The sequence below is a fragment of the Herbaspirillum sp. WGmk3 genome (genome assembly GCF_023952535.1).
GTDB lineage: Bacteria > Pseudomonadota > Gammaproteobacteria > Burkholderiales > Burkholderiaceae_D > Herbaspirillum > Herbaspirillum huttiense.
The window spans coordinates 60,589-73,044 of the sequence record NZ_JAKYWT010000010.1; the positions used below are offsets into that span (position 1 = coordinate 60,589).

The window sequence follows — 12,456 nt, forward strand, 5'->3', positions numbered from 1 at the left end:
AGCACTTCATTGCTCCCGCAACCACGCCCCCCGGCCGGTTGCCGCTCTTGACGCCCGCACGCCAAACGGGCGGCCTCGCAGAAACGTTCGACTGCATCGTTCGGATCCGACACTGAAAACGATATAAATCGAATGCGAGGAAGACATGATCTGGTTCTACAACCTCAACATCGCCAAAAAACTGGCGTTGTCCTTTGCGGTGGTGATTGCGCTGACCCTGTTGCAGGGCCTGTTCGCCATGAAGGAACTCAAGCAGGTCAACAGTGCTTCCGGCGAGATCGTCAACAAGTGGATGCCGACCATGGATGCCGCGCGCGAACTGCAGGGTTCGCTGCCGCCGCTGCGCCTCAATGAACTGGAACTGGTCACGGCGGTGACACCCCAGGAGCGTACCGCCGCCAACCAGTCCATCAAGAAACGGCTGGATGCGCTGGCCAAGCAGCGCGCGGTGTTTGAGCAGCGCATGTCCGAGCCCGAGGAGAAGGAACAGTACGCCCAATTCGGCAAGAATCTGGCTGCCTACCTGAAGGTGGATGAACAGCTGGCCGAGATGGCGGCCAACCAGCAGTATGACGAGACACGCGCCCTCTTCAATGGCGAATCCGCCAAGCTCTACGCCGCGATGGTCGGCAACCTCAACGCCATCGTGAAGCTCAATGCCAGCGGCAGCGCGCGCGCGGATGAAGAAGCCTCGGGCGTATTCCATGGGGCGCAGCGCTGGATCGTGGGCTTGCTGGTGGCGACGGTGGCCATCGGTTCGCTGCTGGCCTTCGTGGTAGCGGCCAATGTCTCGCGCCCGTTGAAGGAAGCGGTGGAAATCGCCCAGCGCGTGGCGCGTGGCGACCTGACCCTGCGCATCCGCCCGGCCGGCCGCGATGAAACCGGACGCCTCATGGAAGCCCTGCGCGTGATGAACGAGAGCCTGCGCGACATCGTCAATGAGGTGCGCCAGGGGACCGACACCATCGCCACTGCCTCCAACGAAATCGCCCGTGGCAACCTGGACCTGTCCAACCGCACCGAACAACAGGCGGGCTCGCTGGAAGAAACGGCGTCGGCCATGGAGCAATTGACCTCCACCGTCACCCAGAACGCCGACAACGCGCGCCAGGCCAACCAGTTGGCGGCGACCGCCTCCGACATCGCCAGCCAGGGCGGTGATGTGGTGGGCCAGGTGGTGCAGACCATGGAGGGGATCACCGAAAGTTCGCGCCGCATTGCCGACATCATCAGCGTGATCGATGGCATCGCCTTCCAGACCAACATCCTGGCGCTCAATGCAGCGGTGGAAGCGGCGCGTGCCGGCGAGCAGGGACGCGGCTTTGCCGTGGTGGCCTCGGAAGTGCGCTCATTGGCGCAGCGCTCGGCCGGTGCGGCCAAGGAGATCAAGGAACTGATTGACGACTCGGTGCAGAAGGTCAGCGCCGGCAGCGCTTTGGTGGAACGCGCCGGCAGCACCATGACCGAAGTGGTGGCCAGCGTGCGCCGCGTCACCGACGTGGTGGCCGAGATCAGTGCGGCCACGCAGGAACAGAGCGGCGGCATCAATGAAGTCAATCTCGCCATCACGCAGATGGATGAAACCACGCAGCAGAACGCCGCACTGGTGGAGCAGGCGGCGGCAGCAGCGGATTCGCTGAAGGGACAGGCGGGAAATCTGGCGGCGGTGGTGGGGAAGTTCAAGCTGGATTGAGCATCCTGACCGGACCTGCGCCAAGCGCTCTCCTGAAGTAGCCCGTCCGCGGTCTCTTGAGGGACGGCAGGTCCCGCCACAGAGCGCTTTGAATCATTTCCGCATCTCCCTCTCTCTCGCTGACGGCGAGAGCGTATTGCCCGTACGAACCATCGCTTTCCTGCACCGACCGCACGTAAAATTCCAGGATCTCAATACGATTTTTCCAGCCTGAGTTTTTCTGTTGAAGAGCCTGACGCGGGAAGAAGATCACCATGAATCCTGCGTTGCTTCGTGCTGCCAAAGAACAATATCGACGCCTGGGCTTTGCTTGCCTGCCCAGCTTGTGGAGTAGCGCAGAGATTCATCTCGCCATCTCTGCGCTGGACAATATCGTGAACATGGCCAACGCTGATCACGCGAAGTGGCGAGAACATGTGCTTTGGCAATCCGACATACCGGTTTCCCAGCTTGCTTCCGTGCCGGTAGATCGGCTGGACGAGGCATTGAAGAAGGTCCATATCATTGGCGACGTGGTGTCGCACAGCCGCGTGCTCAAAGCGATGCTGATGGATGCGCGCTGTGCTGAAGTCGCTGCTGCGGTACTGAACAGCGCGGCCAAATTCCACTTCTCAAACGCGACGATCCGGGATGCCTATGTGGGTTGTTCTTGTCATTGGCACCGCGACTGGCCAAATCGCTATTGCACGACCAAAACCGGTCAACAGCTTCGCCTGCTGATTTGCCTCGATGGCATGGAAGAAATTCAAGGCGCTACGCGCATCATTCCGGGCAGCCATCTCTGGACGCAGAAGCAGTTGACTGAATGGCTTGGCAGACCTGCGGCGGAAAAGTCTTCCGGAGAGCCGCTCATCTGCCCTCCGGGGGGAATGATTCTTCTTGGTCCGACATTGGTACACGGAGCGGGCCCCAATCAATCGGGCAAGCCACGCCGCAATTTGATTGCACAGTGGGGCGCAGCCTCCGAGATGATCTGCATGGAGAGCTTCGAGAGCGAGACCGGGAAATCTCTGGAATATTGATTCTTCGTTTCCAGCTGTGCCAAGCTGCGATTTCAGATGGATGCCGACCTCGTTTGCAGTCAATCGCGCCCTGTCACGGCCCCATGCGCGAGAGCAGCAGCCTGAACCCGAGCGTCATCATGACGGCACCTGCGGTGCGGTCGAACCAGTGCTTGCCCTGCACATACCAGCGGCGCGGACGCGCTGACGAGAGCGCCACGGCCACCAGGCCATACCATCCCGCTTCGATCAGGAAGACCAGCAGCAGCGTCAGTCCCTTGAAGGGCAAGGACGTCTCGGCCGGCAAGAAGGCGGCAAACACGCTGGTGTAGGCGATGGCGGTTTTCGGATTGCTGATCTGGGTGACCAGGCCCAGCCACAGGGATCGACGGGACAGGGATGGTGCTTCATCGCGCTGTGCGATATCGTCCGCCATCAAGGGCGTACGCGCCCCGCGCCAGATGCGCCAGCCCATGTAGGCCAGATAAACACCACCCCCGAACTTCAATACCAGATAGAGCGAAGGCACTGCCAGCAGCACTGCTTGCAGTCCCAGCAAGGCCGCTCCGGCAAAGAGCACGCCGCCGATGCCCATCCCCAGTGCGGCCAGCAGGCCATTGGCTCGTCCGCTTCCGACCGAGGTGCGCGCCACCATCACGAAACTGGGTCCGGGGCTCATGGTGGCCACGCTCAACGTGGCGGACAGTGCGATCACTTCAGCAAGATGTTGCATGGACAGGCTCCTTTTGGCGACGAGGGCGCACCTCATTCGCTTGTTTTTTCAGGAAGAACGGCACCTCGCTCGCGCCTATGCCCAGGTCATTGAGCTCGCGCGGCCCCATCTCACTCAATTCCCGCGCAGCGCCCCCGTGTGAAGCGTGATGGTCCCCGAGGACGCGGGCAAGGACCTGGCTGACGATGTGCCGCATGGACTTCTCCCTGGATGAATGCGCAGATCATCCGCCAATCGAAGTCATTGGTAAAATTGAGTTTGATGACAGGCACTATCAGGAAACCTGATGAGAGAACTCGGCCTCGACCAGTTGCGCACATAGGTCACAGCGCGAATAGCGATATCGGCTCAGCCGCCCTGATCGCTGACGGTGCTGTTGATTTAAACCCGACAGAAGTAAAATTTTTCGCAAGCTATGACGGTTTTGTTTCATCAATTAGCGTTCGAAATGCAACACGAGTTTCCGCATCAACTTTACTAGCGCTCAAGAAATAATAGGCTGCCAGGCCTACAGACCTTGGGAATAGTCGATGCTTCTCATATAAGGTACGCAAAAATACTTTTGAACTCATGCGATGAACAAACACCTTTGAAACGATATGCCTGATTGCATTCGACTGCCCAGCTTCCAAAAGTTTTTCCAGCAGGAAGATTTGTTCTGAAACAGGGAGCTCCCCCCTAGTTGCGAGAGCCGCAGCGGCACGTACATTTTTCTGCAAAACCTGATGAACAATTTCCAACTTTTCTTCCGGAGTTAACTCTCGAAGTATCTTGCACAATTCATTTTCAAGAATAGGCAATCGCCGCTCAACAAGCTCAGATGCCAACTTTCTAGCGGTGAGAATAGGCTCATTCATGGCTAGGTCGCCCTCTGCATATATGTCGTCAACGAAGGACTGGTTTTGGGGTTCACTCATGGCGCGATCTCTTTCGCTCTGATGCAATTGCCGATTGTTAGGTCCCGCATTGACAGTCCAGAGGGCATCTCAATCTCCATTTTCACATCCTTGACACCTCTGCCTCATAGAGCTGATCGAGGTATGCATGTGCTTTAGCAAAGACGTCGTCAAACTCTCCACTTCGTAAGTGAATTTGCTTCACATAAGGAGAATCAATATTCCGATACATTAGCTTCGCCTCTTCTTCGCCATCTACCAGGAATATTTTCCATGAGTCGAAAGTATCTACTGGGATGCGGACATCAAATCTTGCTGGCAGTACGTTTGCGGGCACGTATGCATAAATGGCTTCGTTTGATCGCTCCAATGCAGACTCCACGAGGAAAAAGATCTTTTCTTTTTCTAACAAAAATAATCTTTGGGAAATCCGCCGCCCACTGTCTGCAAGAATCGGTTCCATTTGAAAAAGTACATCACGTAAGGATGTGCCAATGTCATAACTCCCGACCATTTCCCCTGAGATCCAATATGCGATACGCCCGAAGAGCCAGCAAGCTCCGTATTGGGGATCTAGTTCTATAGTTATTGAGAATCTTGTACTGTCTCCGAATTCCATTTTCATTTTCCTAAAAGTTTCAAGACACCACTAGGGACTTGAGCGGCAGGAACAGTTCCACTGAAATGGACACTCCCTGCGTTATCGTAGAAATAGCGATAGTATCCACTCTGTCCTTGAGCGTACCAAGTTCCCATACCGCCACGTACTGCGCTAGTCTCATAAACCAGTTGTGCATCCAATGGCTCCGGTGTTTTGGCTGGATTGAACAGAGGACTACTTTTATCGTGAGCAGGATTTGGCTGATAGCGCGGCTTTGTTCGCGCAGCAATATTATCCGGACTATAGGGGCTATTCTTGAGAGCTGGACTTGTCGTGCTAGATAAGTTACCGCTATTTCTTATCGAAGACGAGGTATCGCCATCTTCATTGCGCTTATTGAAATTGGCACCGCCCTCTCCTAAGTCGGAATCCCCTTTTGAAGCATAAATATGTGTGGGCACGATCATCGGCCGAGTCACTACACATAGCCTCCTTCCGAGCGCGCAAGTCCAGATAGACGGCGTAACCAGTGCTCCCGCACGTCCAGACGGCCCATCGGAATCCATTGGATCAATATCCGGCAAGATCGGCGGCAAAGCATTGGGACCATTCCGGCCAATCAGATAAGCCAAGTTCACGGCACCACGACCTGCAGACGCCAATTGTTCCTTTACCGCATCCAGCAGCCTGCTAGCCTGATCGTCGACTGAATCTCGATCACCATACTTGAACAAGCCTGACCTGTTCAAAGCCAACTGTTCTGCGAAGTATTTGTTACCTCTCTCTTCGGACTCCTTTAACGCTGCCTTGTTTAGATTCTCATCAGAAAACGCCGCTGAGCAGCGCGTCATCGCACACGCCGCATCCGCCAACCTTTGCTTCTGGACGTCTGATTTTCCTTCTTGCAGCCTGGACAGAACAGATTTTTCATCACGATGCAATTGCCGATTGTTGGCCTCCGCATTGACAGCCGCTGCCAATCCCGCACTTCCTCCCGCCACACTACCGATGGCCGCTGCCGTCACCTGTTCCAACCCCTGGCGAACGGGCGCAGGCAAGGCCATCTTGTCGATCAGCTTGCCGAACTCCGGCATGACGGCCGATGCAGTCAAGGCGCCTGCACCACCTGCAGTACCCCCGCTCAACGTACCAGCAGCAGCATGCAAGGCTGTGCGATAAAGCCCGCCCTCGCTCCACTTGTCCCGCTCGGCAATCAGCGCGGGCCTTTCTGCTTCGCTGACAGAATCGATCTTTCGGTCCAGCTCATTGACCTTCGTGGTCGCATAGCGACCGATTTCCCGACTGGCATTCCTTCCAAACGCTTCCATGATCCTGGCCTGCGCCTGCACATCCTCCTGCAGCGCCTGCGCATCCCACTGCTTGCTCAGCTTGCCACTGGTATCCCGCGCGCTGCTCACATCGGTGTTGATGGACGCTATCGTTTCCGCAGCTGACTTGCCTGTCTTCGCCTGCTGTGCGAGGTCATCCTTGATCCTCACATCCGCTGCACTGATGCCACTGCGCGTGACGCTACTCTCATTGCCACTGCTACTGCCGATGCCTATCCCCGTGCCGGCCAATGATCCCTTCGCGCCATTCAGCTCCGCGCCAACGCTGATGCTCTCGGCCTTATAGCTGCTGCGATTCTGAATGTCAGATTGCGTCAGCGTCTCTGTACTCAGGCTGTTCCTGCCCTCAATGGCGGCCTTGTCCGTACTGGCGATCTTGCCGCCCTTCAGATCGGTGTTGCCTTCCACCCTGACCTGAAACCCCTCATCACCCGCCCGGACACCGGACTGCTCATTGACGCTCGCGAACTCGCCCTCGACCCTGCTGCGGCTGAGGTTGATGCTCCCGTTCATCTTGCCCGCCCCTACCGAGACACTGGCGCCAAAACCCTGCTGCTTGCTCTTGGCGTTGCTGCTGTCTTGCAGACTCTCGATATTCAAATCGCCATGTCCGCTGGTTCCTGCGTCGATCTCCACCCGTCTACCCGCCACAACTGCACCTCGCAGCGTAGTGTCCGTGCCGGATCTGAGCTCGACCTTGTTGCCCGCATCGACATGCGTGTTGACTTGTTCCACATCACTGCCATCGTCGCGGCCCCGGCTGCCGGACGCATTGGCGTTGACCAGGAATCCATCGGTTCCGATGGAGAAGCCCACCGATCCCGATTTGCTCTGGTTGCTGCTGTTCTGTGCTGAGGTGTTCTGATCGGCCAGCAGGCGGATTTCGTTCTGGGCCTGTAGCGTGGCATTCACCCCGGCCTTGACGTCACTGCCTTGGACGAGGATGCTGCTGTCCTTGCCGCCACCTTGTGCTTTGATATTGACGTTGCCTGCTGCTGCAACAACGGAGCCGCGCACGGTCTTGCTGCTCTGTTCGCTACGGCTGTTGCTGCTGTTGCCGCCGATGCTGAAGGCGAGATTGACGCCGCCCACCTTGTCAACCGCATTGGCATCGCGGCTCGGCACCTTGCCTTGCGCATCGGCAGGACCGGTAGCGATCTGGTTGGGCTTGTCGTTGATCGTGCTGCCTTGTCCGGCACTAATGGCGTCATAGGCTTGCTTGCCCGCAAAGCCTATATTGGCGGCGGCCAATGCCTGCATGCGGCCACTCTTGGTTTTACTGGCCGCTTCCGCCATCTGCTGCACCGTCTGCACCGCCGACAACACCGGACTGGTGACCGCCACCGTCACCCCTTGCTGGCGGAACTTGTCCTCGGTCACGGTACGGCTGCTCTGCTGGGCAGCAAGAATGCTGACCGTCCGGGCCACGATGTCGATATCGCCGCCCGGTGCCAGCACATCGCTGCCCACCTGCGTATAGCGATTGCCCGCCACGATGCGCACATCGCCTTGCACGCTGCCAATGGTCGATGCCGACGCAGCCTCGCTGTTGCGATCTACATCGCGGCTCTGCATGCGGCTGCCCACGGTCACGCCGATGCCCGCCCCCATCACGCCACTGGTGGTCTCCTGCCGGAAGTTGCGCTGGCTGCTGCTCTCGCTTGCGGCAACAATGTTCACGTCACGGCCCGCCATAATGGTCGTGCCCTGCGTCGAAACGATCTGGCTACCTTTGACATTCACATCGTTGCCCGAGCGCACCAGCACCGTCTCACCGGAGAAGGTACTGCCCGCCTCGCGGCTGGTGCTGCTGGCGTCATCGGTGCGCACCGTCCTGGCCGTCAGGATTCCGCTGCTGCTGCGCTGCCCCTGGTCGCGGGCGCTGGCCGAGACGTTGGCGGTGCCGATGTGGATGTCACGCGCGGCCTCGACTTGCAGCGCGTTCTCCGCCACCACCTGCGCGCCCTTGCTCGTCACATCCTGCCCCGCCTGGATGCGGATGCTGTTGCCGCTGACCTGCGTTGCGACCTCCTTGTTACCGGTCACCACGGCGCGATTGATGCCGACCTCGCTGGTGCCGTGTGCACCGTTGGCACGGTCCACCAGATTCGGACCAGTCAGCCTGCTGACCCAGTTGCTGCCGCCTTGGTCATCGGCCCAGCGGATCTCCTGCCGGAAATATTCCTGCACGACACCAAGACGCACATCCCGGCCCGCCGCCAACACGGCGTCACCCGAGGCGGCAATGACGGCAGCATCGGCCTGCAGATCGCGGCCAGCCAGCAGCACAACGCCCTTGCCACTGACGCTGGCCACCTGATCGATATTGCGTCCCGTGGTGATGGCATTGGCAGTCGTGACGCTGGTACTGCGAAGCACGACATCCCGGCCCGCACTCAGCACCAGCTTGTCGTTGGCATCGATGACGCCACCGGCATTCTCGATATCGCTCGGCGCCAGGAGGCGGACCGAGCCGCCCTCGATGCGCCCGCCGAGATTGCGGACGTTGTCCGCGCGCAGCGTCACACCCGATCGTGCGGCGATGGTGCCGCCGCGATTGAGGATGTCCTGCACGGTCTGGAAGGCGACTTCATTGCCGGCGATCAGGGTCTGGCGACCACTCACCCGCAGGCTCGACGGCTGCAGATAGACCTGCGGTACCAGCACTTCCTGCTCACGGCCATCGGCCAGCGTCACCCTCCGCTGTACCAGCCAGACGATGTCCGTTCTAAGCTGGGCGATCTGTGCTTCGGAGAGTGCGATGCCCAACGCATAGCGCTGGACCTGCGCCTGCTGCAGCCCGGCTTGCATCAGCGCCAGGTATTGCGCCTCGTTGTTGCTGAAACCGTTCAGATAGCGCTGGCCGGTGGCTTCCTGGATCTGCCGCTGGATCAGCTGTTGCTCGTAGAAGCCATCGCCGAAACGCTGGTACCCCGGCGCAGGCCCGAAGCGGTCCTGATACGCACGCACCAGGAAGTCGGACGACAGCCAGTTGCGCTGGCCGATGAAACGCGGATCGGTCTGCACCAGTGGTGCGGCCACGCTGCTCTGATTGACCTGGTACAAGGCATTGGCCGGCAGGCTCACGTCGACGGCGGGAGCACGCAGGTCAGCCGTCTTGCCCGCATCCGGCAGCGCTTGGGCGGGAACGGTGGCGGGTGTGCGAGGAGTGCGCTCGCGCGTGCTGCCGGCCTCGTGCGTGGCGCTCACATCAAGTGGGAATTGTGTTTCTATCGTTTGAGAGGCGTAGGGTGCGCTCTCATAACGGCGGTCATCGGCCTTGAAGCGATGGCTCTTGATGAAGGTCTTCTCTGCCGTGCCGGTGGAAGTGACCGTCTGCCTGCCCAACGGTCCGGTATTGTTGATGGCCGTGCCACTGATGCCATCTCCCGCCAGCACGCCACCGGCGATGAACTGGCTGGCGTAGTTGTTGACCACACCGGCGGCCAGGGTCATCGCGCCGCCGGAGGTGATCATGCCGGGGGCGCTGCGGGTGACGATAGTGCGCCGGATCTGCTCGGTGCCGTCGTAGATGATCCATTCGCCCGCCATGCGGGCATAGATGGAACGGTTGAATTTCAGGATGGCCTTGTCGAGCTTGTCGTGGAACGGAAACTGCGCATCACGGATCGCTTTCCATTCGCCGTACCGTCGCCGGTAGTCCGCATCTCGGCAGGAATCTGGAACGCTGCAGAGTTTCGGCGGAGCGGGCTCCGGCGGTATGGGAGCGGTAGGCCGTGCCAGGCCGAACACATCCCATATCCTGTCCTCAGGCTGATAGACAAAGCGCTCCGGCTCCGCCTCGAAACTGGAGGACTCGGTACTGACGGCAGCAAGCGGGCGAAGATAGGCACGATCAACACCCACGCCACTATCGGAAGTGTCGCGCCTGCGGACATATCGGCTGTAATCAAACGGCGGTCCGTAACGATCAAAGGGATATTCCTCCGACGGCAGCAGCAGGCGGAAGTTGTCCTCATCACCCATCGCGCGCCAGTTCTCCGGCGCGATGATCTGGCCACTATCCTGATGGATCAGCCGCGCATTGTCGCCGGAGACGAAATCCGGCGATCCCGGCAGCCGGTAGTTGATGATCCTGCGTCCCGGCTTGCTCTCTTCGGCGATCTCGAAATGCGCATTCCGGTTGTTGATCGCATCGGCAGCAATGGTGAGTGCACCATCAGCATTGACGGTCGCGCTAGTGTTGTTGACCTCGCGAGCACGTCCGGTCGCGCGATGGTCGCTGCCGATGGCACCGCCAATGGACACGTCGCCGACCGAATACAGCAGCGCCTGCTCGCTGTTGTAGAGCACCCCGGTGCCGATATCCAGACGCTCACGCGCAGCGATCACAGGGGCCCGCAGCACGCCATCGATGGTTTCCGAAGCGTTGTGCAGCACATCTGCCGCCAGCGCGACACGGTCACCGTAGATGCGCCCGGTACCGAGGTTGTAGAGGGTACCGGCCTGAATGCGCGTAGTGATGCCATCGATCAGGCCCCGGTTGATGAAGTCCTGCCCCGCACCGGCAGACAGCGAGACATCGCCGCCCAGGATGGACGCACCCGCATGATTCTGGAATCCCCTGGCAGTCACGCGCAACGCGGCACCAGCGGCCAGCGTGCCGTAGTTGCTGAAGCGGCCGTCGGTGCGCAGATCGAGATCGCCGCCGGCAACGGTTTCGCCGCGCTGCTCCAGATCGGTGACCACATCGATACGCAGATTCCTGTGACTCAACAGCAGGCCCTTGCCGATCAGGGAGTGCGATGTGAGACTGAGGTCGCCGCCTGCGGGGATCCGTCCGCCCTCGTTGTCGATCACCAGCCTGCGGGTGCTGGCCGGGTCATTGACTGACAGCGTGCCTTGCGAAGACAGGAGCCCGCCGCGATTGTCCACGCTCTCGCTGGCGGCGATCTGCAATGACTGGCCGGTGCGGATGGCGCCGTTGTTGTTGTAGAGCGCACCGGCGGTGAGGCTTACGCTGCGGCCCTCGATACCCTGGTCCTTGCCTTGGGTATCGTCGTTGCGCAAGCGCTGGCTCTGTAGTGTCACGTCTTCGTCGGAGCGAATCAGGCCACGACGGTTATCGACGCTGCCTGCGGAGACCTCCACTCGCATCGCGCCTTGCGATTGCAACTGCCCGCGCTCATTGTTGATGGCTCCGCTGGAGATCGTCAGCTTGCCCCTGGCAGCGACGGTCCCGAGGCTGTTGTCGAGGTCCGCACTTTCCAGCCTCAGATCCTGTCGCGCAAACAGCACGCCGCGCTGATTGTTGAAACGCTGCTTGCGCGTGTCGATCACCACTTCGTTGCCAGCCAGCGTGCCGTCGTTGTTGTCGATGCCGGTGGCCGTAATCTCAAGCCGCGTGGCGGCGAGGATCTTGCCTTGGTTGCTGGTTTTTCCTTCTGTCGCCAGCACCAGAGAACTTTCAGCCGAACGCATCCTGCCCCGGTTGTCGAGCGTGGCCGCAGTGAGGGTGAGCGTGCCGTTGGCGCCGATCTCTCCGGTGTTGCTCAAGCCCTGCTGCAGCGCGAGCTTCACGGCGCCCTCGGCGGTGAATGCCCCGCTGTTGTTCAGGGCCGCCGCCTTCAGTGAGACGAATTGTCTGGCTTCAACAGTGCCGCTGTTGGTGAAGCTCTCTCGGGTCTGTACGTCGACACTCTTGGCAAGGGAATAGAGTGCTCCGCCATTGACCAGAGAGGCCGCCCGGAAATCCACCGTGCCGTCTGCGCCAATCTTGCCGCTGTTGAGTGCAGCACCACCGATACGCATCAACAAGCTACCGTGCGAGAACAGCTTGCCGCTGTTGTCCAGTGCATCGGCATCGATCTGGAGGGTGCTGCCGGCACCGACGTTTTTTTCGTTGGTGAATTTTCCGCTGACTTTCAGGGTGAGCGATTGGACTGCACTGAGCGTGCCGCGATTGTCGAGGCTGGCGGCCTTGACATCGGCGCCAGCCCTGCTGCCCATGGTGCCGGCATTGGTGAGGGCGGCGCTTGCGCTGGCGTTGAGTGCCGCTTCCCCGATGAAGCGCCCCTGGTTTTCAATCGCTACCGCCTCGGCATCGAGTGTCCGTTTTGCTTCGATGCTGCCGCTGTTGAAGAGGCGTCCTGCCACACGCAACTGGACGGAATCGTGAGCTGAATAAAGATCTCCCCGATTGGTCAGCGTAGCGGCCTGTAC

Annotated in this window: 8 protein-coding genes; 2 read left to right on the top strand and 6 right to left on the bottom strand. The window is 59.7% G+C overall.

Going from position 1 to position 12,456, the window contains the following annotated elements; genetic code table 11:
* The first annotated feature begins 145 nt into the window (after positions 1 to 145).
* Positions 146 to 1,693 carry a methyl-accepting chemotaxis protein gene (locus MKD49_RS25360; protein WP_252697674.1) on the top strand — a complete coding sequence of 516 codons (1,548 nt, stop codon included), beginning with the start codon at positions 146 to 148 and terminating at the stop codon, positions 1,691 to 1,693.
* On the opposite strand, the gene MKD49_RS25365 is transcribed toward MKD49_RS25360, so the two are convergent.
* Complete coding sequence (locus tag MKD49_RS25365; protein ID WP_252697675.1) at positions 1,680 to 1,949, bottom strand: hypothetical protein; 270 nt, start codon at positions 1,947 to 1,949, stop codon at positions 1,680 to 1,682. The genes MKD49_RS25360 and MKD49_RS25365 overlap by 14 nt on opposite strands.
* Between MKD49_RS25365 and MKD49_RS25370 the strand changes: the two genes are divergently transcribed.
* The gene (locus MKD49_RS25370) at positions 1,948 to 2,715 is read left to right on the top strand and encodes a phytanoyl-CoA dioxygenase family protein (protein WP_252697676.1); all 768 of its coding nucleotides are present in this window, start codon (positions 1,948 to 1,950) and stop codon (positions 2,713 to 2,715) included. The genes MKD49_RS25365 and MKD49_RS25370 overlap by 2 nt on opposite strands.
* Before the next feature lie 73 nt (positions 2,716 to 2,788).
* Here MKD49_RS25370 and MKD49_RS25375 read toward each other — a convergent pair whose 3' ends face one another.
* From MKD49_RS25375 to MKD49_RS25395, 5 genes are all read right to left on the bottom strand, one after another.
* Positions 2,789 to 3,427, bottom strand: coding sequence for a LysE family translocator (locus tag MKD49_RS25375; protein ID WP_252697677.1), 639 nt, complete (start codon positions 3,425 to 3,427; stop codon positions 2,789 to 2,791).
* Entirely contained in the window at positions 3,411 to 3,623 is a 213-nt protein-coding gene (locus tag MKD49_RS25380; protein ID WP_252697678.1) for a DUF1127 domain-containing protein, read from the bottom strand. Before MKD49_RS25380 ends, MKD49_RS25375 begins: the two co-directional genes overlap by 17 nt.
* 217 nt (positions 3,624 to 3,840) lie before the next feature.
* Positions 3,841 to 4,344 carry a hypothetical protein gene (locus MKD49_RS25385; RefSeq protein WP_252697679.1) on the bottom strand — a complete coding sequence of 168 codons (504 nt, stop codon included), beginning with the start codon at positions 4,342 to 4,344 and terminating at the stop codon, positions 3,841 to 3,843.
* A gap of 82 nt (positions 4,345 to 4,426) precedes the next feature.
* Positions 4,427 to 4,942, bottom strand: a complete 516-nt coding sequence (locus MKD49_RS25390; protein ID WP_252697680.1) for an immunity 42 family protein — start codon at positions 4,940 to 4,942, stop codon at positions 4,427 to 4,429.
* 2 nt (positions 4,943 to 4,944) lie between these two features.
* A complete protein-coding gene (locus MKD49_RS25395; RefSeq protein ID WP_252697681.1) occupies positions 4,945 to 12,390 on the bottom strand; it encodes a hemagglutinin repeat-containing protein in 7,446 nt (2,481 codons plus the stop codon).
* Between the last annotated feature and the right edge of the window lie 66 nt (positions 12,391 to 12,456).

Coding starts and splice junctions, on each gene's coding strand:
- MKD49_RS25360 (WP_252697674.1), top strand. CDS start 146: ATGATCTGGTTCTACAACCTCAACATCGCCAAAAAACTGGCGTTGTCC.
- MKD49_RS25370 (WP_252697676.1), top strand. CDS start 1,948: ATGAATCCTGCGTTGCTTCGTGCTGCCAAAGAACAATATCGACGCCTG.
- MKD49_RS25365 (WP_252697675.1), bottom strand. CDS start 1,949: ATGGTGATCTTCTTCCCGCGTCAGGCTCTTCAACAGAAAAACTCAGGC.
- MKD49_RS25375 (WP_252697677.1), bottom strand. CDS start 3,427: ATGCAACATCTTGCTGAAGTGATCGCACTGTCCGCCACGTTGAGCGTG.
- MKD49_RS25380 (WP_252697678.1), bottom strand. CDS start 3,623: ATGCGGCACATCGTCAGCCAGGTCCTTGCCCGCGTCCTCGGGGACCAT.
- MKD49_RS25385 (WP_252697679.1), bottom strand. CDS start 4,344: ATGAGTGAACCCCAAAACCAGTCCTTCGTTGACGACATATATGCAGAG.
- MKD49_RS25390 (WP_252697680.1), bottom strand. CDS start 4,942: ATGGAATTCGGAGACAGTACAAGATTCTCAATAACTATAGAACTAGAT.